18 protein-coding genes are annotated in these 21,288 nt (G+C 37.5%); all 18 read left to right on the top strand.

The window, feature by feature from the left end; genetic code table 11:
- Position 1: 1 nt before the first annotated feature.
- The 18 genes from AC3EA5_RS03225 (at position 2) to AC3EA5_RS03140 (ending at position 21,288) form a co-directional block, all read left to right on the top strand.
- Positions 2–1,669: a ribonuclease J gene (locus AC3EA5_RS03225; RefSeq protein ID WP_488607044.1), complete on the top strand. Its 1,668-nt coding sequence runs from the start codon at positions 2–4 to the stop codon at positions 1,667–1,669.
- Between the two features lie 83 nt (positions 1,670–1,752).
- Positions 1,753–4,047: a DNA translocase FtsK gene (locus tag AC3EA5_RS03220; RefSeq protein ID WP_488607043.1), complete on the top strand. Its 2,295-nt coding sequence runs from the start codon at positions 1,753–1,755 to the stop codon at positions 4,045–4,047.
- Between the two features lie 169 nt (positions 4,048–4,216).
- Positions 4,217–4,945, top strand: coding sequence for a GntR family transcriptional regulator (locus AC3EA5_RS03215; protein ID WP_488607042.1), 729 nt, complete (start codon positions 4,217–4,219; stop codon positions 4,943–4,945).
- Positions 4,946–4,996: 51 nt separating this feature from the next.
- Positions 4,997–6,061: a BMP family lipoprotein gene (locus AC3EA5_RS03210; protein ID WP_488607041.1), complete on the top strand. Its 1,065-nt coding sequence runs from the start codon at positions 4,997–4,999 to the stop codon at positions 6,059–6,061.
- Between the two features lie 154 nt (positions 6,062–6,215).
- Positions 6,216–7,772, top strand: coding sequence for an ABC transporter ATP-binding protein (locus AC3EA5_RS03205; protein ID WP_488607040.1), 1,557 nt, complete (start codon positions 6,216–6,218; stop codon positions 7,770–7,772).
- Positions 7,765–8,814, top strand: coding sequence for an ABC transporter permease (locus AC3EA5_RS03200; protein ID WP_488607039.1), 1,050 nt, complete (start codon positions 7,765–7,767; stop codon positions 8,812–8,814). Before AC3EA5_RS03205 ends, AC3EA5_RS03200 begins: the two co-directional genes overlap by 8 nt.
- A 1-nt stretch (position 8,815) precedes the next feature.
- On the top strand, positions 8,816–9,775 hold the full coding sequence (locus tag AC3EA5_RS03195) for an ABC transporter permease (protein WP_394187435.1): 960 nt from the start codon (positions 8,816–8,818) through the stop codon (positions 9,773–9,775).
- Positions 9,776–10,040: 265 nt separating this feature from the next.
- Complete coding sequence (gene yfmF, locus AC3EA5_RS03190; RefSeq protein WP_488607038.1) at positions 10,041–11,333, top strand: EF-P 5-aminopentanol modification-associated protein YfmF; 1,293 nt, start codon at positions 10,041–10,043, stop codon at positions 11,331–11,333.
- Positions 11,314–12,618, top strand: coding sequence for an EF-P 5-aminopentanol modification-associated protein YfmH (yfmH, locus tag AC3EA5_RS03185; protein ID WP_488607037.1), 1,305 nt, complete (start codon positions 11,314–11,316; stop codon positions 12,616–12,618). The genes yfmF and yfmH overlap by 20 nt, the downstream gene beginning before the upstream one ends.
- Positions 12,615–13,343 (top strand): elongation factor P 5-aminopentanone reductase, encoded by a 729-nt coding sequence (gene ymfI, locus AC3EA5_RS03180; RefSeq protein WP_488607036.1) that lies wholly within the window; start codon positions 12,615–12,617, stop codon positions 13,341–13,343. The genes yfmH and ymfI overlap by 4 nt, the downstream gene beginning before the upstream one ends.
- A gap of 43 nt (positions 13,344–13,386) precedes the next feature.
- Positions 13,387–13,644 carry a DUF3243 domain-containing protein gene (locus AC3EA5_RS03175; protein ID WP_394187439.1) on the top strand — a complete coding sequence of 86 codons (258 nt, stop codon included), beginning with the start codon at positions 13,387–13,389 and terminating at the stop codon, positions 13,642–13,644.
- Positions 13,645–13,856: 212 nt separating this feature from the next.
- Positions 13,857–14,645 carry a DUF3388 domain-containing protein gene (locus AC3EA5_RS03170; RefSeq protein ID WP_394187440.1) on the top strand — a complete coding sequence of 263 codons (789 nt, stop codon included), beginning with the start codon at positions 13,857–13,859 and terminating at the stop codon, positions 14,643–14,645.
- Positions 14,646–14,661: 16 nt separating this feature from the next.
- On the top strand, positions 14,662–15,525 hold the full coding sequence (locus AC3EA5_RS03165; protein ID WP_488607035.1) for a helix-turn-helix domain-containing protein: 864 nt from the start codon (positions 14,662–14,664) through the stop codon (positions 15,523–15,525).
- 62 nt (positions 15,526–15,587) lie between these two features.
- Positions 15,588–16,166 (top strand): CDP-diacylglycerol--glycerol-3-phosphate 3-phosphatidyltransferase, encoded by a 579-nt coding sequence (gene pgsA, locus AC3EA5_RS03160; protein WP_488607034.1) that lies wholly within the window; start codon positions 15,588–15,590, stop codon positions 16,164–16,166.
- A 14-nt stretch (positions 16,167–16,180) separates the two neighbouring features.
- Positions 16,181–17,431, top strand: a complete 1,251-nt coding sequence (locus tag AC3EA5_RS03155; RefSeq protein WP_488607033.1) for a competence/damage-inducible protein A — start codon at positions 16,181–16,183, stop codon at positions 17,429–17,431.
- A gap of 183 nt (positions 17,432–17,614) precedes the next feature.
- Positions 17,615–18,670 (top strand): recombinase RecA, encoded by a 1,056-nt coding sequence (recA, locus tag AC3EA5_RS03150; RefSeq protein ID WP_488607032.1) that lies wholly within the window; start codon positions 17,615–17,617, stop codon positions 18,668–18,670.
- Between the two features lie 199 nt (positions 18,671–18,869).
- Complete coding sequence (gene rny, locus AC3EA5_RS03145) at positions 18,870–20,426, top strand: ribonuclease Y (protein ID WP_394187445.1); 1,557 nt, start codon at positions 18,870–18,872, stop codon at positions 20,424–20,426.
- A 64-nt stretch (positions 20,427–20,490) separates the two neighbouring features.
- Positions 20,491–21,288, top strand: coding sequence for a TIGR00282 family metallophosphoesterase (locus AC3EA5_RS03140; RefSeq protein ID WP_488607031.1), 798 nt, complete (start codon positions 20,491–20,493; stop codon positions 21,286–21,288).

Below are 21,288 nucleotides of genomic sequence, written 5' to 3'. Positions count from 1 at the left end.
CGTGACTAAAATTAAAAATGAAACGATCCGCATCATCCCGCTCGGTGGAGTTGGAGAGATCGGAAAAGCAATGTACGTTGTCGAAATCGACGAAGAAATATTTGTAGTAGACAGTGGACTAATGTTCCCTGAAGATGAAATGCTTGGAATTGATATTGTTATTCCAGACGTTACATACCTAGAAGAAAACAAAGACCGTATTAAAGGGATTTTCTTGACGCATGGTCATGAAGATGCAATTGGCTCGATTTCTTATTTATTAAATAAAGTTCAAGCACCTATATATGGGTCACGCTTAACCATTGCTTTAGCAAAGGAACATTTAAAAGAAATGCCAGCACCGCACCCAGTGAAGTTTTTTGAAGTAACAAATCGTAGTCGAATGAACTTTAAATCCACATATGTAACGTTTTTCCATACAACACATAGCATTCCTGATTCTTTAGGAATCGCATTCCACACATCTGAAGGAGCAATCGTTCATACTGGAGAATTTAAATTCGACCAATCCGCGCAAGGAAGCTATCGACCGGATATTGCTAAAATGGCTGGTTTGGGTGAAGAAGGCGTATTCATTTTAATGTCTGATTCAACTGAAGCTGAAAGACCTGGATATACAACGTCTGAATCTGTCGTTGAAGGACATCTATCTGAAGCATTCTACGGAGCAAAAGGAAGAATATTAGTTTCTTTATATTCTTCAAACTTTATCAGAATGCAACAAGTCTTTAATAAATCGTTAGAAGTGAAACGAAGAGTAGCTGTAGTAGGGAAAACGTTAGAAAACGTATTCGAGGTTGGTTTGAAACTTGGCTACCTAACAGTTGACGAAGATACACTTATTTCAATTAAAGATATCGATAAGTATGCAGACGACGAAGTGATCATTATCGTTTCTGGTACACAAGGTGAACCACTTGAAGCACTTGAAAAAATGGTTCGTAAACATCACAAAGATGTGAAAATCAAAGATACTGATACCGTATTAATTACCTTTACACCATCTCCAGGAATGGAAGTGGCCATGTATAAAACGATGAATCATTTAGCTAAAGCAGGTGCGAAAGTTTTAACTGCTGATAAAAAAGTTCACGTTTCTGGTCACGGTAGTCAAGAAGATTTGAAAATGATGTTAAACTTGATGAAGCCTCAATACTTTATTCCGATTCAAGGGGAATACCGTATGTTAATGGCTCATTCCAAGTTAGCTCAATCAACTGGTTTAACGAAAGCTCAAATTTTCATTGCTGATAAAGGCGATATTGTCGAATACAAGAGCGGCAAGATGAGAATGAGTGGACGAGTTCAAGCAGGAAACGTCTTAATCGATGGGATTGGTGTAGGTGATGTTGGCAATATCGTCCTAAGAGATCGTAAACTTCTTTCTCAAGATGGTATTTTCATTGTTGTCGTAACATTAAACCGAGCTCAAAAGAAAATCGCATCAGGTCCTGAGATTTTATCACGAGGATTTGTATATGTTCGTGAATCAGAAAAACTGATGGACGAGTCTACAGAGCTAGTTAAAAAAATAGTTGAAAAATATGTGAATAAAGAGACCTTTGAATGGACAAATATTAAACAAGAAATCCGCGACACGTTAAACTCATATTTATTCCAACAAACAAAACGACGCCCAATGATTATCCCAATTATTATGGAATATTAATGTGTCAATAAGCGAAAGGATTTCCTAGCCATATGTATCGGCGGGGAATCCTTTTTGTTTGATAATGAAAGAAGGTGAAAATAATGACGAGAAAAAAGAAAAAACCAATTAATAAGAAAAAGCCGGAGCCTATGCATCCGTTAATGTACGAGATTATTGGACTCCTACTAATCGGTTTAGGAATTATAACTTTTTTTGAATATGGATTCATCGGTTTTACGTTATCGTCCATTGCACGATTCCTCTTTGGAAATTGGCATGTGGCAGTTTCATTATTTTTAATAGTGATTGCTTTAATGGTCATGATTCAACGATCATTTCCAAAATTTAATAATCGCATTGTATTAGGGTTTGGAAGTGTGTTAGCCAGTTTAACTATTTTTAGTCATCTTGTATTATTTGAAAATCTCTTTCAAGGTGGCGCTTTACTTAGTGACTCCGTCATTAGGGAAACATGGCGTGTATTAATCGATAGCGGAGGCATTACGGAAAGAAATCATTCCCTTGGTGGAGGGATGATTGGTGCTATTATTTTTGCTACGTTCCATGTGCTATTTGATTCGAGTGGCGCGACAATAGCTGCTTGGTTATTGCTATTGATTGGTTTTGTTTTATTGTCAGGAAAAGCGTTAGTTCCGATTATTGCGAGTGAAATTCCGGAGTGGAAGAAGAAGTGGGGAGCTTACCGTAAAAACAAAAAAGCAAATGCAAAACCAAAACCAGTTGTTTCAAGAAGAAAAGAGAAAAGATTACAGTCAGAAGCTCAAGTTCAAATTGAACAGCGTCCAGAAGCCGCAACTGTTGTAGAAATTGAAGAACCACATGTATCCCCAATTATTTCAGCATTTACGGAAAGAGCTGAAAAACGAGTTGAAGTTGAACCTGAACCTGTTGAAGTTGATGGTGAAACGGAGAAGGTTTTCGAAACTGTTTCTGAACCAGTTCAAGAAAATGAAGACTATACTTTGCCACCCATATCTCTATTAAATGCACCTCCACATAGTGATCAAAGTGGAGAATATTCATTGATTCAAGCAAATGCGAAAAAGTTAGAGCAGACCTTCCATAGCTTTGGGGTAAAAGCAAGAGTAACGCAAGTTCATCTTGGACCTGCTGTTACGAAATATGAAGTTTTACCAGACACTGGGGTGAAAGTTAGTAAAATCGTTAGTTTAAGTGACGATTTAGCATTAGCTCTTGCGGCTAGGGATATTCGTATTGAAGCACCGATTCCAGGAAAATCTGCTATTGGAATTGAAGTGCCTAACCAAGAGGTTGCGATTGTAAGTTTACGTGAAGTACTTGATGCAAAAGAAAATAGTAAACCAGACTCAAAATTATTAATCGGTTTGGGTCGAGATATTACTGGACAAGCCGTTCTTGCGGAATTAAATAAAATGCCCCATTTACTTGTAGCAGGTTCCACAGGAAGCGGGAAAAGTGTATGTATTAATGGCATTATCGTTAGTATTATCATGCGTGCTAAACCACATGAAGTGAAAATGATGATGATTGATCCGAAAATGGTTGAATTGAATGTGTACAATGGTATTCCACATTTACTTGCTCCTGTTGTAACAGATCCTAGAAAAGCTTCACAAGCATTGAAAAAAGTCGTTTCTGAAATGGAACGACGATATGATTTGTTTTCTCATACGGGAACTCGAAATATTGAGGGATACAATGATCATATTCGTAAATGGAATGAAGAGAATGATGAAAAACATCCAAAACTGCCTTACATTGTCGTCATTGTGGACGAGCTTGCCGATTTAATGATGGTTGCTTCTAATGATGTGGAAGATTCTATTACAAGATTGGCACAAATGGCGCGTGCCGCAGGAATTCATTTAATTATCGCGACACAACGACCAAGTGTTGATGTAATTACAGGTGTTATTAAAGCAAATATTCCTTCACGAATTGCTTTTGCCGTATCTTCGTCGATCGATTCAAGAACGATTTTAGATATGGGTGGTGCTGAAAAGTTACTAGGTCGTGGCGATATGCTCTTCTTAGCGGCAGGTGCTTCAAAGCCTGTTCGAGTTCAAGGGGCTTTCCTTTCTGATCAAGAAGTAGAGACAGTTGTCGATTCTGTTATAGCTCAGCAAAAAGCTCAGTATCAAGAAGAAATGATTCCGTCGGAGATAGAAGAAGTTGCGATTGAAGAACAAACGGACGATTTATATGACGAAGCTGTTCAACTAGTGACAGATATGCAAACTGCATCGGTGTCATTATTACAACGAAGATTCAGAGTAGGCTATTCTAGAGCAGCCCGTATCATCGACCAAATGGAACTACGTGGTGTTGTTGGTCCTTATGAAGGAAGTAAACCACGACAAGTTCTCGTATCGAAGCAAAATGATGACTATTGATATAGAAAAATATGTCATTCGTATTACAAATAAATCATTAATTTTACGGATCTTTTCATAATTCGCACATAAATCTATTTATTTACACAAATAAAAGTGGTATAGTATGTCTGATTAGTAGGAAAGTTTTACATCAGATGTCTGATCTCTACTGTTGGTGGTGGTTCATATGACAATTAAATCAGATAGTCGGCATTTGTATCTTCAAGTGATCGATCGTCTAAAAGACGATATTGCAAAAGGTGTGTTCGTAGAGAAGGAGAAATTACCTTCTGAATTCGAACTAGCCAAATCTCTTGGAGTCAGTCGTGCAACGCTTCGCGAAGCACTTAGACTGTTGGAAGAAGAAAACGTCATCGTAAGACGACATGGAGTAGGTACCTTTGTAAACCCACGCCCTGTTTTTACTTCAGGGATTGAGCAGTTAACAAGTGTCTCTTCTATGATTCGTAAAGCGGGAATGGAACCGGGAACTATCTATTTAAGTTCATCGGAAGCACTTCCGTCTGAAGAAGATGTAAAACGCTTTCATTGCGAAAACGATGAATCTGTCATTACTATTGAACGTGTAAGAACAGCTAACGGTGAACCGGTTGTTTACTGTGTGGACAAAGTGCCAACTAAATATTTGCCGAATGATTTTTTAAGTCGGCAAGAGGGATCTATATTTACAGCTATTGAGGAATCCGGACAAATTCGAATTTCACATGCCATTGCATTTATTGACCCGACTGGCTATCACGAGGAAGCTTCACCAATTTTGGAATGCGAACCTGAAACAGCGTTACTTGTTCTGAAACAATTACATTATGATGACAATGATCAAGTTGTGTTGTATTCAAAAAACTATTTTAGAGCTGATAAATTCAGTTTCCATGTAGTGCGTAAAAGGGTGTAAAACAACAAAATTCCTGCTAATAAGAAAACACATTTTGAGGGGGAACTCAAATTGACAAAACGTAAATTCGGTCTAGCTTTATCTATGGTTCTAGCTGCAAGTACAGTATTAGCTGCTTGTGGTAGCGATGATAAAGACGGCGCAACTGGTACAAATGGTGACGCAAAAGAAAACGATTTTTCTGTAGCAATGGTAACTGATGTAGGTGGAGTAGATGACAAATCTTTCAACCAATCAGCTTGGGAAGGTATTCAAAAGTTTGGTGAAGACAATGACCTGACTAAAGGTGATGGTGGGTTTGACTACCTTCAATCAGCTTCAGATGCAGACTATAACACTAACTTAAACAACTTAGTTCGTCGTGACTTCGACTTAGTTTTCGGTATTGGTTTCTTAATGGAAGCTGCTGTAAACGAAATCGCTGAACAACAACCTGACTCACAATTAGCTATTATTGATGCAGTAGTAGATCAACCAAACGTTGCTTCTGTTCTATTTAAAGAGCAAGAAGGTTCATACCTTGCTGGTGTTGCTGCAGCATTAATGACAAAATCGAAAAAAATCGGTTTTGTTGGTGGTATGGAAATCCCAGTTATCGAGCGTTTTGAAGCTGGATTCTTAGAAGGCGTTAAAGCTGTAGATCCTGCAATCGAAGTTGACGTTCAATACACAGGTGCTTTTGATAAAGCTGAACTTGGTAAAACAACTGCTAACCGTATGTATTCATCTGGCGTAGATATTATTTTCCACGCTGCTGGTGGTACTGGTAACGGTGTATTCGCTGAAGCAAAAGAATTAAAAACAAAAGATCCTAACGCATATGTTTGGGTTATCGGTGTTGACTCTGATCAATACGAAGAAGGTGCTGTTGGCGAAGATAACGTAACTTTAACTTCAATGTTAAAACGTGTTGACGTAGCAGTACAAAACCTTTCTAAATTAGCTATGGACGGAGAATTCCCAGGTGGGGAAACAACTGTTTATGGTCTTGCTGAAGAAGGCGTTGGTCTTGCTGATTCTCGTGGAGCAATCCCAGAAGACGTAATGACTCAAATTGACGAGTATGCTAAAAAAATCGCTGATGGCGAAGTTACAGTTCCTGAAACTGTAGAGTAATACTTGAAATGTATGTACATAATAAAGACCGGTATACCGGTCTTTATTATGTTTTACTTCTTTTTCTAAATTAATAGATGAAAGGTTTTAAGTTTTAAAGCCTTTCCTGTATTAATTTATTTTTAATTTAACAGCGTTTAAGGGAGTGAAGACATTGGAATATGTAATTGAAATGCTTAACATCCGTAAAGAATTCGGAACTTTCGTGGCTAATGACAACATTACCCTTCAACTACAGAAAGGTGAAATTCATGCATTGCTTGGCGAAAATGGTGCAGGAAAATCTACCTTGATGAATGTCCTTTTTGGTCTTTATCAACCAGAAGGCGGAGAAATCCGTGTAAATGGTGAAGCAGTAAAAATAACTGATCCTAAAGTTGCGAACAAATATGGAATTGGTATGGTTCATCAGCATTTTATGTTAGTTAAAGATTTCACAGTAACAGAAAATATAATACTTGGCAGTGAACCTACATCTGCAGGAATGATTAGCACGAAATCTGCAGCTAAAAAAGTGCAAGAATTATCAGAGCTATATGGATTAGATGTGGATCCTTATGCAAAGATAGAAGATATTTCTGTCGGTATGCAACAACGTGTTGAAATTTTGAAAACGCTTTATCGCGGAGCTGAAATTTTAATCTTTGATGAACCTACAGCCTCATTAACACCACAAGAAATTACCGAGCTTATTCAGATTATGAAACGCCTGATTAATGAAGGGAAATCTATCATCTTAATCACACATAAATTGAAAGAGATTATGGATGTTACTGACCGCGTAACGGTCATTCGAAAAGGAAAAGGGATTGGAACTGTTATTACCGCAGAAACCAATCCAAATGACCTTGCCTCTTTAATGGTGGGGCGTCAAGTTGAGTTCAAGACTGTAAAAGGAATTGCTCACCCGACGGACAATGTATTAGAAGTAAAAGATTTAGTCGTAACAGATTACCGTGGCATTGAAAAAGTAAAAGGTTTAAATTTAAATGTACGTAAAGGTGAGATTGTGGGGATTGCAGGAATCGATGGCAATGGACAATCAGAACTAATAGAAGCAATCACTGGTTTACGCAAAGTTAAAAGTGGCCATGTGTTCATGAATGGAAACGAAATTACTGGTAAGCGTACACGTAAAATAACTGAATCTGGTATTGGACATATTCCACAAGATCGTCATAAGCATGGATTGATTCTTGACTTCCCAATTGGTCACAATATTGCGTTGCAAACGTATTATTCAGCACCGATTTCAAAAAATGGCATTATGAATTACACTACGATTTCTAAAAAAGCCAATGAAATCATTCAAAAATTCGATGTACGTACACAAGGTGATCATGAACCTGCTCGTGCATTATCTGGTGGTAATCAGCAAAAGGCTATTATCGGTCGAGAAATTGATCGTAACCCTGATTTACTAATCGCTGCATTACCAACAAGGGGATTAGATGTAGGGGCTATCGAATTTATTCACCAACAATTAATAGAACAACGTGATAAAGGAAAAGCTGTTCTATTAATTTCATTTGAGCTAGATGAGGTAATGAACGTATCAGATCGAATTGCTGTTATTTATGATGGACAAATAGTTGATACACTGGATCCTCAACAAACGAACGAACAAGAACTTGGTTTATTAATGGCGGGTCAAACAAAGACCAAAGCTAATGGAAATCAAGTGAAAGAGGAGGACAGTAAGCATGTCTAAGCGCTTAGTAAATATACTTGTCCCTTTAATTTCCGTTATTTTAGGTTTGATTGTTGGGGCATTGGTAATGATTTTTAGTGGTTATGATCCAGTTGCTGGTTATACGGCACTTTGGAATGGAATATTTGGAGACATGTATACAATCGGTGAAACGATTCGACAAATTACACCGTATATTTTAGCAGGTTTGGCTGTTGCTTTTGCATTTCGTACCGGCCTATTCAATATTGGTGTTGAAGGACAGCTAATCGTAGGTTGGTTTGCAGCTGCTTATGTGGGGATTGCATTTGAAGGAGCTTCTAAATTCGTCCATTTACCTTTAGCATTAATCGCTGCAGCTTTAGCGGGTGCTCTATGGGGCTTTATTCCAGGACTATTAAAAGCGAAATTCAAGGTACACGAAGTAATTGTAACGATCATGATGAACTATATTGCATTACATACAACGAATGCATTAGTTAAAACAGTTTCTGATGGTGGAGACAATACGGGGAAAATTTTCCCTTCTGCATCTCTTCGTTCGGAATTCCTTGAAAACATGACTGATTTTTCACGTTTGCATTTAGGGATTTTCATTGCTCTCGCAATGGTAGCTGTCATGTGGTTCATTCTTGAAAAAACAACTCGTGGGTTTGAGTTAAAAGCGGTTGGATTAAATCATCACGCTTCTGACTATGCGGGGATGAATGTAGATAAAAATATCATTCTTGCAATGGTCATTTCGGGTGCATTTGCCGGACTAGGTGGCGCTATGGAAGCTTTAGGAACATTTGAATATGCATCTGTAAAAGGTGGATTTACAGGTATTGGGTTTGACGGTATTGCCGTTGCCTTACTTGGCGCAAATACACCACTTGGTGTCATTTTCGGAGCAACATTATTTGGTTCATTAAAATATGGGGCATTGAATATGCCTAATGAAGCTGGGATTCCAGTAGAAATTGTTTCGATTGTAATTGCGATTATCATTTTCTTTGTTGCATCTGGTTATGTAATTCGCTTATTTATCGAACGTCTCAGCAAGAATAAGGAGGCGAAGTAATATGAGTTTCTTAGATGTATTATATTTCATCGTTCCTGTTGCGATCGCCTATGCTGCACCTCTAATTTTAACTGCTATTGGTGGTGTATTTTCAGAACGTTCGGGTGTAGTTAATATTGGTTTAGAAGGTTTAATGGTAGTTGGAGCATTTATCGGAGTTATTTTCAATCTATCATTTGTTCATATATTTGGTAATGCAACACCATGGATGGCTTTATTAGCCGCTATGGTTGTCGCTTCATTATTCTCTATACTACACGCGGTCGCATCTGTATCATTCAGAGCAGACCAAGTAGTTTCGGGTGTTGCGATTAATTTACTTGCCGTCGCATTGTGTTTATTCTTAGTGAAAAAGATTTACGGCAAAGGTCAAACAGACTTTGTTCAAGAACGTTTTTTACGTGATGATATTTGGTTACTTGAAAAAATTCCTTTCCTTGGGCCAATGTTTTTCCAAAATGTATACTGGACATCGGTATTAGCAATTTCCGTTGCGATTATCGCATGGGTTATTTTATACTTTACACCATTCGGTCTTCGTCTTCGTTCTGTTGGTGAACATCCAATGGCAGCTGATACAATGGGAATCAATGTAAGTCGTATGCGTTATATTGCGGTCATGATTTCTGGTGGATTAGCAGGGATTGGTGGAGCGATTTATTCGCAATCAATTTCTCAAGACTTTGGTCATTCTACAATCAATGGACAAGGGTTCATGGCTTTGGCCGCAATGATCTTTGGTAAATGGCATCCACTTGGTGCAATGGGAGCAGCTGTATTCTTTGGGTTTGCTCAAGCATTAAGTATTGTCGGTGGATCAATTCCGATTATTAAAGAAGTACCAAGTGTCTTCTTGTTAATCTTGCCATACGTGTTGACGATATTCGCTTTAGCTGGATTTATCGGTAAAGCTAACGCTCCACGTGCTTTAGGAACTCCATATATTAAAGGGAAACGATAATACATTTAAGAACTAGGCGATTTGCCTAGTTCTTTTTTTGTCGACAAAACCGTTTACTGAAAGCGAAAAAAATAGCCGACCACTTTCTTTTTCACTCCAATAAAAAATATCAAATTTTTATTTAGTTTTAACACTCAATCCCCATTATGTACATGGAGTTCATTTGAATGTGTGGATAAATATCACTCTATTTGCAATCATTTAACAGCTACATGTATAGTGAATGTATTGGTTTGGCATATTAAATAGATAGGGGGGGATTTCGATGTTTCAATCCATCGAGTTAAAACAAGGAATTCATTTACATATTCGAAAAACGGATCAATTTAAAACGGTCAATTTTTCATTGAAATTCAAACAAATCTTGAGTGAAAAGTCTGCTGCACAAAGGTCAGTATTAGCGAATGTATTGCTTCATAGCAATAAACAGTATCCGTCCAATCCTGCTTTCCGTAGTGCATTAGATGAATTATACGGTACGTCAATGTATATGGATTCTTCTAAAAAAGGTAACGAACACATCCTTACATTTATGGCTGAATCGGTAAATGATCAGTATTTGTCATCAAATGGTGTGTTAAATCAAGTGATTGATTTATTTAAAACCGTCTTATTTAATCCGAATGCTGATCATCATGAATTTAAAGACAATATTGTGAAACGAGAAAAAGATTCAGTTATTCAGCGAATTGAATCGTTATATGATGATAAAACAAGATACGCACAGCATCGACTCATTGAATTACTTCGACCTAATCATCCTGCATCTATCGGCGCTAATGGAACAATTGAGGAAGTGGAATCCGTTACCCCTAAATCAATTTGGGAAGCATACCAACAGATGCTACATGAAGATGAATTAGACATCTATATTGTTGGTGATGTCGATATGGACGAAATGACTGAAAAAATGAAGACTTTATTCCCATTAGAAGGCCGAACGTTGGCTAATAAACAAAAAATGGAATTTAATGATGAACTTGATTCTAATTCATCACACGTAAAAGAAGTTCAAAATATGAAACAAGGTAAACTTCATATTGGGTTTGAGACACCAATAACATTTACGCATCCTAAATTTCCGATTATGCAAATTACGAATGGCATATTTGGTGGGTATCCACATGCGAAATTATTTATGAATGTTCGTGAAAAAGAAAGCTTGGCTTATTATGTTTCAAGTTCGTTCTCGTCATCCTATGGTTTAGTGTTTGTCATGGCCGGTATCGATGCGAGCAATGAAGAAAAAGCAATTAAATTAATTGATGACCAACTAGAAGCAATGAAAAATGGTGAAATTACACAAATGGAAATAGATCAGACGATTGCTATGCTTAAAAACCAATTAAAAGAAGCCTTAGATTCTGCAAGAGGTCAAATTGAAATATTTGATCAATACAAAGATTTGGGCGAAGCTTTTACCGTTGAAAATTGGTTCTCAAAATGGGAATCTGTTGGGAAAGAAGATATTCAAGAAATGGCTAAGACCATTGATAAAAAAATGGTTTACTTCCTATCTGGAAAGGAGGAACTAGCGCATGAAGGAACTTCACTTTAAACAAATAGACGAAAAAATGTACCATGAACAAATGGATAATGGGTTAGATGTATATATCTTACCGAAAAAAGGATTTTCTAAAACTTTTGTGACCTTTACTACAAAATATGGCTCGATTGATAATACATTTACACCGATGGGCCAAAATGACGTTGTAAATGTTCCTGATGGAATTGCTCATTTTCTAGAGCACAAGATGTTTGAAAAAGAAGATGGAGACGTTTTCCAAAAGTTTAGTGGATTTGGAGCTTCTGCAAATGCTTTTACTTCCTTTACGCGGACCGCTTATTTATTTTCTTCAACAAATCATCTTTATGAAAATACAGAAACATTATTAAATTTTGTTCAAGAGCCTTATTTCACAGCTTCAACAGTTGAAAAAGAAAAAGGAATTATCGGACAAGAAATAACGATGTACGATGACCTTCCAGATTGGCGTTTATATTTTGGAACAATTGATAACATGTATCATAATCACCCAGTGAAAATCGATATTGCTGGAACAATCGAGTCCATCGATAAAATTACAGCGGAGCATTTATATACATGTTATGAAACCTTTTACCATCCATCTAATATGTTGATGTTTGTGGTTGGGGCTGTGAATCCTGAGGAAATGATGGCCTATATTAAAGAGAACCAAAGTAAGAAAGAATTTGTTGAACCTACTACAATTAATCGTGTTTTTGAAGATGAACCAAGTGATGTAGCGGTGAAAGAAAATACATTAAAGATGGATGTTCAAAAACCAAAAGTATATGTTGGCCTTAAAGCGAAAGAAACAACTCTTCAAGGTGAAGAAATGTTGAAACACGAATTAGCTGTCCAACTATCATTAGAATTAGCATTTGGTCGTGCATCTGATTTCTATCATGAAGCTTATGAACAAGGCTGGATTGACGAGTCCTATTCCTTTGACTTTACATTAGAAAAAGGATTTGGTTTTGCCATTATTGGATCTGATACATCTACTCCAGAAGCGTTAGTAACAGCTATAAAAAAACAATTAACCAAAATGGAAGAGAAATGGCCATTCGGTTTATCAGATTTGGATCGAGTACGCAAAAAGAAAATTGGCTTCTTCCTTAGAGCTTTAAATTCAGTTGAGTATATTGCGAATCAATTCACAAGATATGCGTTTAATGATATGAACTTGTTCGATGCTGTTCCGGTATTAGAGAAAATGACAGTTAGTGATCTTCAAAATGCATTTGCCTCAATTCAAGGTGAAAGTCAACAAACAGTCTTTACAATTCAACCTAAAAAAGACCAGGCGAAAAAATGAAAAAATTCGCTTGTGTCTTTGGGGCATCGGGAGAAATCGGACAGGCAATATGCATAGAGATGGCGAAGTCTGGATGGAGTTTATATTTGCATTTCCATCAAAATATGGAGGCTGTCCTACATTTGCAAGAAAAACTCTCATCAACCTACGAAGACCAAGATTTTTTATTCATTCATGCTGATTTGTCTTCTACACAGGGTGCTCAAAATGCAATTGAATCTATTTTTGATGTAGAGGCGATCATTTTTGCAAATGGGCAATCCCTATATAAATTATTAGAAGATACTTCTCCAACAGAAATGGACAATTTGTGGAAAACACATGTACAAAATCCCATGCACATTATCGGTAACTTAGCATCCAAGTTGAGAAATCATCAAGTATCTTATGTCGTGCTCATTGGCTCGATATGGGGACAAACTGGTGCATCTGGTGAAGTGGTTTATTCAGCCGTTAAAGGTGCACAACATGCTTTTGTGAAAGCATATGCTAAAGAAGCGGGATCATCTGGTGTGCGAGCGAATATTATTGCACCTGGTATCATCGACACACAGATGAATGCCGGCTTAGATGCAGAGGAACGGTCACAAATTCTGGATGAGATTCCTTTGCAAAGATTAGGTAAAGCTAAGGAAGTAGCCAATATAGTCGCATTTTTAACAAGCGGAAAAGCTGATTACGTGACTGGACAAGTGATTGGCATCAATGGTGGATGGTACATATAATTGATTCCTTTACACATACTACTTGTGAAAAGGAGGGATTATCATGGCACTGTTAGAAAATTGGCAAAAGTGGACGAATTTCTTAGGCGCGAATGTCGAAACTGCAGAATCGACAGGTATGTCTAAAAAAGCAATTCAAACAACTGCTTTTCAAATTGGCGATTACTTAGCTAAAAATGTTGATCCTAAGAATGAACAAGAGCGAGTTTTATCAGATTTATGGTCTGTTGCAAATGAAGATGAACAACATGCATTAGCCAATATCGTGGTAAAACTTGTAAAACAAAAAAATGTTCATTAAATCAAAAGAAGGACATTGCTCCTTCTTTTCTTTTTTCCTTTTCTTACGTTACAAAATCAGATATGATAGAACTTATAAAGCTTTTAAAGGTCTTTGTTACATAATTCAAAAATGGTCACTTGTACTTATGATTTTCATGAATTTGTAAGCTGCTTATAAAATGTTCTTTTTTCACACTATGGAAACGTTCACATTAGAAAGGTCGTAAAATGATGCGCGAATGGTATTTCGAATATGAGATTCAAATAAATCGTCCTGGATTACTTGGAGATATTGCATCCTTACTTGGTATGCTCAGAGTAAATATTGTAACGATTAATGGTGTAGACCAAGGAAGACGTGGGATGTTGCTTCGTGCTGAAAATGACGAACAATTAGAACGCTTTGAAGCCATTGTTTCGACAATGGAGACCATTCAAGTGACAAAGTTCAGAGAACCTAAGTTAAGAGACATTTTAGCTGTTAGACATGGTCGATATATCCAACGTGATGCTGATGACCGTAAAACTTTTCACTTTGTTCGTGATGAGTTGGGATTACTTGTTGACTTTATGGCTGAACTCTTTAAACAAGAGGGGCATAAATTGATTGGAATCAGAGGAATGCCACGTGTTGGAAAAACTGAATCTGTCGTTGCAGCAAGTGTTTGTGCAAATAAAAAATGGGTTTTCCTTTCATCTACAATGATCAAACAAACGGTTCGAAACCAGTTAGCTGGAGATGAATTCAGTGATAATAATATTTTCATTTTAGATGGCATTGTGACAAGACAATCTTCAGATGAAAGACATTTGCAGTTAGTGAGAGAAATGATGCGTTTGCCATCAATAAAAGTTGTCGAGCATCCTGATATGTTTGTACAACAATCAGATTTTTCTATTGAAGATTTTGATTACATAATTGAGTTACGGACAGATCCAGAAGAAGAAATAACATACGAAATGATGGAAAAAAATCACATGATGTCGCAGAATGGTGACTTTGGTGGTTTTAACTTTTAACAGGTAGGTGTTTTAATTGAGTGAACTTGGAACTCGTCTTAAAGAGGCGAGAACGGCAAAAGGTTATAGTTTAGAAGACTTACAAGAAATGACGAAAATTCAAAAACGTTATTTGGCCGGTATAGAAGAGGGTAATTATAGTATGATGCCCGGTCCATTTTATGTTCGTGCATTCATCAAACAATATGCAGATGCTGTTGGTTTGAATTCTGATGAATTGCTAGAATCATATAAACAGGAAGTACCGACCTCCTCTAAGGAAGAGGTATACCAAACAATGAACACAGTTCCTTCTAGAAGAAGACCAATTTCTCGATCATCGAGTCGAGTTTCAGAAGTCTTCCCAATGATTTTAGTTGCATTGTTTATCATAGGTGCACTGGTTATATTCTGGTTCTTATATCAAAACATGGCGCAAAAAGATGAGCCTACTGAAGAAGAAGTAGGAGAAAATACGGTCATAATTGATAAGAAGGAAGAGCCAGAAACTCCTGTTGAAGAAGAGCCAGAAGAAGAGGAACCGGTTGAAGAAGAACCAGTTGAAGAACCTGAACCGACTCAAACCATTGAGGTTGGAGCTGTAGAAGGAGAAACAACAAATTATACACTATCGGGAACAGAAACGTTTGCTGTGAAAATTGTGGCACGTGGCCGAGCATGGGTTGGTATTAAAAATCAATCAGGTGCAGTTTTGCTCGATGATGAATTGGCAGCGGGTGAAACGGTTAACCTAGACTTAAGTGATGTACAATCAGCGCGTATTCGAGTTGGTTCAGCACCGCAAATAGATGTGTTCGTCAATGATGAAAAAGTGGAGTATGGAATTCCACCAGAAGATAAAGTATTACAAAATATGATGATTCAATTTTCTAAACAGTAATAAACCGTAATAGTCATCTCTTACAAGATGGCTATTTTCTTTGAAACGAAAGGAGAAAGTATATGAACATTCCAAATCAAATCACTGTATCCAGAATTTTTATGATTCCATTGTTTGTTGTATTTATGTTAGTAGATTTTGGTTGGGGTACGCTTGAATTATTAGGAACCTCTTTGCCAGTAGAGCATTTAATTGGAGCTATTATATTTATTTTTGCTTCAATTACTGATTTCATCGATGGGTATTACGCACGTAAACATAATCTTGTAACGAATATGGGGAAATTTTTAGACCCGCTAGCTGATAAACTTCTTGTTTCCGCAGCTTTAATCATATTAGTGGAACTTGGTTTTGCAGCAGCGTGGATTGTTATTCTGATTATTAGCCGCGAGTTTGCAGTTACAGGATTACGCTTAATATTAGCTGATGAAGGTGAAGTTGTGGCAGCGAAACAATTAGGCAAAATTAAAATGTGGACTCAAATCGTCGCAATTTCAGCTTTACTATTACACAACATCATTTTTGAAATGTTCAATATTCCGTTTGGTACAATCATGCTTTATGTGTCATTGTTCTTTACAATTTGGTCAGGTTGGGATTATTTCTACGCAAACCGCCGTGTTTTACTTGACTCAAAATAGAGGAGATTCCAATTATGAACGCAGAGATTATTGCCGTAGGTTCAGAATTATTACTTGGACAGATTACCAATACAAATGCCCGATACATCTCTAGTCAATTAGCCGAGTTAGGGATAAATGTTTACTATCATACTGTAGTTGGCGATAATGCGGATCGATTAAAGGATGCAATTCAACTTGCAGAATCGAGAGCGGATTTAATTATTTTCTCAGGTGGGTTAGGACCAACAAAAGATGATTTAACAAAAGAGACGATTGCTCTTCATCTTCAAACGCAATTAGTGATGGATGATGAAGCCATGATTTCTATAGAAGCCTTTTTCAAACGCATTAATAGACCAATGACAGACAATAACAAAAAGCAAGCTCTTGTATTGGAGAACTGCCAAGTTTTAGCCAACCATAACGGTATGGCACCTGGCATGTTTTATTCCAAACAAGAAAAAATTTATATTCTTTTACCCGGTCCACCAAAAGAAATGGAACCGATGTTTCAACTTGAGGCGAAACCGCTCTTAGCAAAATGGTTAAACCAAGGAGAAGTGATTGTTTCTCATGTATTACGATTTTATGGTATCGGAGAAGCAGAGCTCGAAACGAAGATTCACGATTTATTAGATGTACAATCGAACCCAACGATTGCTCCTTTAGCTTCGGATGGAGAAGTGATGTTGCGTATAACGGCAAAGGCTTCTACCGATCAAGAAGCTAAGGCGTTAATTTCTCAAACTGAGCAATTGTTAATGGACCGTGTTGGCACTTATTTATATGGATACAATGACGATTCGTTAGCTTCAAGAACAGTAGAGGTCTTACAGGAAAAAAACTGGACGATTTCTGCTGCTGAAAGTTTGACTGCCGGATTGTTCCAATCAGAACTAGCAGCAATTCCAGGTGCAAGTGCCGTCTTAATAGGTGGTATGGTAACTTATTCAACTGAGTCTAAAATCACGCAGTTAGGGATCCCCCAAGAGATCATTGAAAAACATGGTGTTGTGAGCGAAGAGTGTGCTGTCGCTATGGCTATGCGGATTAAAGAAGCTTTTAACACCGATATTGGTGTGGGACTTACTGGAGCAGCAGGACCGAGTTCACTTGAAGGGAAACCTGCAGGAACGGTTTGGATTGCGATTGCATTTCCAAATGGTATCGTTAAAAGCCATGAACTACATCTATCGGATATGAGAAATACGAATAGATTACGAGTTGTAAAGCGAACATGTTATGAAATTATCCATCAATTAACGAATCGAAATGAGTCATAATTTAAATATGAAACCTTAAAACGCCTGAAAATAAAGATTTGAGCAGTTTTTCGTGCTCAAATTTTTATTTTGCTTAAAAATAAAGCGAATAAACGTTCGCTTTTTTCTTGTGTATTTCTCATAAACCAAGTATAGTAGAGACAGAAGTTAATTTTGTGTTTGAAACATAAGGAGGAACCATAAATGAGCGATCGTAAAGCAGCATTAGACATGGCGTTAAAACAAATTGAGAAACAATTCGGTAAAGGTTCAATAATGAAACTTGGCGAAAAAACGGATCGAGAAGTCTTGACGACTTCTAGTGGATCACTTGCACTTGATGTAGCACTTGGTGTTGGTGGGTATCCACGAGGACGAATCATTGAAATATATGGACCAGAGAGTTCAGGTAAAACAACAGTAGCACTTCATGCTATCGCTGAAGCGCAAGCAGCAGGTGGGCAAGCAGCATTTATTGACGCTGAGCATGCACTGGATCCTGTTTATGCACAAAACTTAGGTGTTAATATTGATGAGCTTTTATTATCTCAACCAGATACGGGTGAACAAGCATTAGAAATTTGTGAAGCATTAGTACGTAGTGGAGCAGTTGATATCGTGGTTATTGACTCAGTAGCTGCCTTAGTTCCAAAAGCGGAAATTGAAGGGGAAATGGGTGACTCACACGTTGGATTACAAGCTCGTTTGATGTCTCAAGCCCTACGTAAACTTTCTGGCGCAATTAGTAAATCAAAAACAACAGCTATTTTCATTAACCAAATTCGTGAAAAAGTTGGCGTTATGTTTGGTAACCCTGAAGTAACACCTGGTGGTCGTGCACTTAAATTCTATAGTTCTGTTCGCTTAGAAGTACGTCGTGCAGAAGCTATTAAATCAGGTAATGATTTCATGGGGAATAAAACGAAAATTAAAGTTGTTAAAAATAAAGTAGCACCACCTTTCCGTACGGCTGAAGTCGATATCATGTATGGTGAAGGTATTTCACGTGAAGGTGAAATCGTAGATTTAGGCGTAGAAATGGATATCGTTAACAAGAGTGGTTCTTGGTATGCTTATAATGATGATCGACTTGGACAAGGTAGAGAAAATGCGAAACAATTCCTTAAAGATAACCAAACAACGCGTAATGAGATTGCTCAAAAAATTCGAGCGGCTTACGGTATGATGGCAACAGCTTATACAATTGCTGCCCATGACGATGAAGAAGAAGAATTTGAATTACTAATTGATGAAAAATAAGATTCAATTGATAACCTACCAATTAATTTGGTAGGTTGTTTTCATCTTACGAGACTCGCGAATCCTTGACAGAGTATTTCTACATCTATACAATTAAAATTGTATAATTTCCAAATGAAATCAATAGGGCTACGTAGTTTAGAGCTATGTATACAAGCCTACTGAACATGAAAATGAAATAGCAAGAGGAGGTGTTCGAATGATTGAAATACTCATCTCCGCTTTGATTGGTCTTATCGTCGGTGCCGCTGTAAGTTATTTTCTTGTAAAAAATGTGAATGATTCTAAAGTGACTGGTGCGAAGCAGTCAGCTGTTCTCATCGTCGATGAGGCGAAGAGAGAAGCGGAAGCTTTGAAAAAAGAAGCACTATTAGAAGCAAAAGATGAATCTCATAAATTGAGATCTGAAGCAGAATCTGACATTCGTGAACGCCGAGCTGAACTGCAAAAACAGGAAAATCGGTATTTACAAAGAGAAGAAAACCTTGATCGTAAGGATGATGCTCTTAACAAAAGAGAAGCGGGTCTAGAGCGTAAAGATGACGCTCTGACTGAAAGACAACAGCATATCGAGCAGATGGAAAGCAAAGTGGCTGAGTTAGTTGCAAAAGCACAAACCGAACTAGAACGCATATCTGCGTTAACTCGTGAAGAAGCTAAAGGCATTATTCTTCAACAAGTAGAAAATGAGTTATCTACTGATATTGCAGTGATGACGAAAGAATCTGAAACACGTGCAAAAGAAGATTCAGACAAAAAAGCACGAGAAATTCTTTCCCTAGCTATTCAGCGTTTTGCAGCAGATCATGTGGCAGAGACAACAGTTTCTGTTGTTACCTTGCCAAATGATGAAATGAAGGGTCGTATTATTGGTCGTGAAGGCCGAAATATACGCACACTTGAGACACTGACTGGTATTGATTTGATTATCGATGATACACCAGAAGCAGTAATCTTATCTGGTTTCGATCCAATTCGTCGTGAAACAGCTCGTCTTGCACTTGAAAAATTAGTTCAAGATGGTCGAATTCATCCTGCACGAATTGAAGAAATGGTTGAGAAGTCAAGAAGAGAAGTAGATGAGCAAATCCGAGAAATTGGTGAGCAAACTACCTTTGATGTTGGCATTCATAATTTACATCCTGATTTAATTAAGATCATGGGTCGTATGCGTTACCGTACAAGTTATGGACAAAACGTTTTGAAACATTCAAAAGAAGTTGCCTTCTTAGCAGGATTGTTAGCTGCTGAACTTGGCGAAGATGTAACATTAGCAAGACGTGCTGGCTTACTACATGATATTGGTAAAGCAATTGATCATGAAGTGGAAGGTAGCCACGTTGAGATTGGTGTTGAACTTGCTACGAAGTACAAAGAGCATCCAGTCGTTATTAATAGTATCGCTTCCCATCATGGTGACACTGAAGCAACGTCTGTCATCGCAGTACTAGTTGCTGCTGCAGATGCATTATCAGCTGCTCGTCCCGGTGCTAGAAGTGAAACGCTAGAAAACTATATTCGCCGTTTAGAGAAACTAGAAGAAATTTCTGAGTCTTATGATGGTGTTGAGAAATCATTCGCTATTCAAGCAGGACGTGAAATTCGCATTATGGTTCGTCCAGAACAAATTGATGACATTACTGCTCATCGATTAGCTCGAGATATTCGTAAGCGAATTGAGGAAGAATTAGATTATCCAGGGCATATTAAAGTAACGGTTATTCGTGAAACACGCGCTGTAGAATATGCAAAATAATAGTAAGTAAAGGGGGGCTTCATAAAGAAGCCTTTTTTTATTGAAACAGAAAGAAGGAATTTGAATGAAAGTATTGTTTATTGGAGACATCGTCGGTTCAATTGGCCGAGATACATTAGAAGATTATTTACCTCGATTAAAAAGAAAATATCAACCTGACGTCGTCATAGCAAACGGTGAAAATGCTGCATCGGGTCGTGGGATTACAAAATCCATTTTTCAATCATTACTGCATATGGGTGTTGATGTAGTGACAATGGGGAATCACACGTGGGATCAAAAAGAAATATTCGATTTTATTGACGAGACAGATTATTTAATTAGACCAGCCAACTTTTCAGATGAAGCACCAGGAAAAGGGATGACGACAATTTCAAAAAACGGCCATACCTTATCTGTTATCAATCTCCATGGTCGTACATTCTTACCTCCGCATGATGACCCGTTTAAAAAAGCAACAGAGCTAGTGAAAGAAGCAAAAGAAATTTCACCATTAATTTTTGTGGATTTCCATGCAGAAGCAACGAGCGAAAAAATTGCACTAGGCTGGCATTTAGACGGAGAAGTTTCAGCTGTCGTTGGAACGCACACACATGTCCAAACAGCTGATGCAAGAATTTATCCGAATGGAACTGCTTATATAACAGATGTAGGCATGACAGGTCCATATGATGGCGTATTGGGTATGAAAAAAGAAGATGTCTTGTATCGATTCCAAACAAATATGCCGGCACGTTTTGAAGTGCCTAAAACAGGACGCTCCGTAATAAGTGGTGTCTTTATCGATATCGATAATCAATCAGGAAAAGCGATATCGATCGAACGAATTTATATTAACGAAGATTATCCGTTTCAATCTTAG

Source organism: Paenisporosarcina sp. (genome assembly GCF_057785155.1).
Note: the sequence above shows the minus strand (reverse complement) of the source record. Positions and strands in the feature narration are given on the sequence as shown.

What these genes read in the sequence shown, in the direction of transcription:
- AC3EA5_RS03170 (WP_394187440.1), top strand. Translation starts at nt 13,857, where the DNA reads ATGCGCGAATGGTATTTCGAATATGAGATTCAAATAAATCGTCCTGGA.
- AC3EA5_RS03140 (WP_488607031.1), top strand. Translation starts at nt 20,491, where the DNA reads ATGAAAGTATTGTTTATTGGAGACATCGTCGGTTCAATTGGCCGAGAT.
- AC3EA5_RS03215 (WP_488607042.1), top strand. Translation starts at nt 4,217, where the DNA reads ATGACAATTAAATCAGATAGTCGGCATTTGTATCTTCAAGTGATCGAT.
- AC3EA5_RS03220 (WP_488607043.1), top strand. Translation starts at nt 1,753, where the DNA reads ATGACGAGAAAAAAGAAAAAACCAATTAATAAGAAAAAGCCGGAGCCT.
- AC3EA5_RS03175 (WP_394187439.1), top strand. Translation starts at nt 13,387, where the DNA reads ATGGCACTGTTAGAAAATTGGCAAAAGTGGACGAATTTCTTAGGCGCG.
- AC3EA5_RS03195 (WP_394187435.1), top strand. Translation starts at nt 8,816, where the DNA reads ATGAGTTTCTTAGATGTATTATATTTCATCGTTCCTGTTGCGATCGCC.
- yfmF (WP_488607038.1), top strand. Translation starts at nt 10,041, where the DNA reads ATGTTTCAATCCATCGAGTTAAAACAAGGAATTCATTTACATATTCGA.
- pgsA (WP_488607034.1), top strand. Translation starts at nt 15,588, where the DNA reads ATGAACATTCCAAATCAAATCACTGTATCCAGAATTTTTATGATTCCA.
- AC3EA5_RS03200 (WP_488607039.1), top strand. Translation starts at nt 7,765, where the DNA reads ATGTCTAAGCGCTTAGTAAATATACTTGTCCCTTTAATTTCCGTTATT.
- yfmH (WP_488607037.1), top strand. Translation starts at nt 11,314, where the DNA reads ATGAAGGAACTTCACTTTAAACAAATAGACGAAAAAATGTACCATGAA.
- ymfI (WP_488607036.1), top strand. Translation starts at nt 12,615, where the DNA reads ATGAAAAAATTCGCTTGTGTCTTTGGGGCATCGGGAGAAATCGGACAG.
- recA (WP_488607032.1), top strand. Translation starts at nt 17,615, where the DNA reads ATGAGCGATCGTAAAGCAGCATTAGACATGGCGTTAAAACAAATTGAG.
- rny (WP_394187445.1), top strand. Translation starts at nt 18,870, where the DNA reads ATGATTGAAATACTCATCTCCGCTTTGATTGGTCTTATCGTCGGTGCC.
- AC3EA5_RS03155 (WP_488607033.1), top strand. Translation starts at nt 16,181, where the DNA reads ATGAACGCAGAGATTATTGCCGTAGGTTCAGAATTATTACTTGGACAG.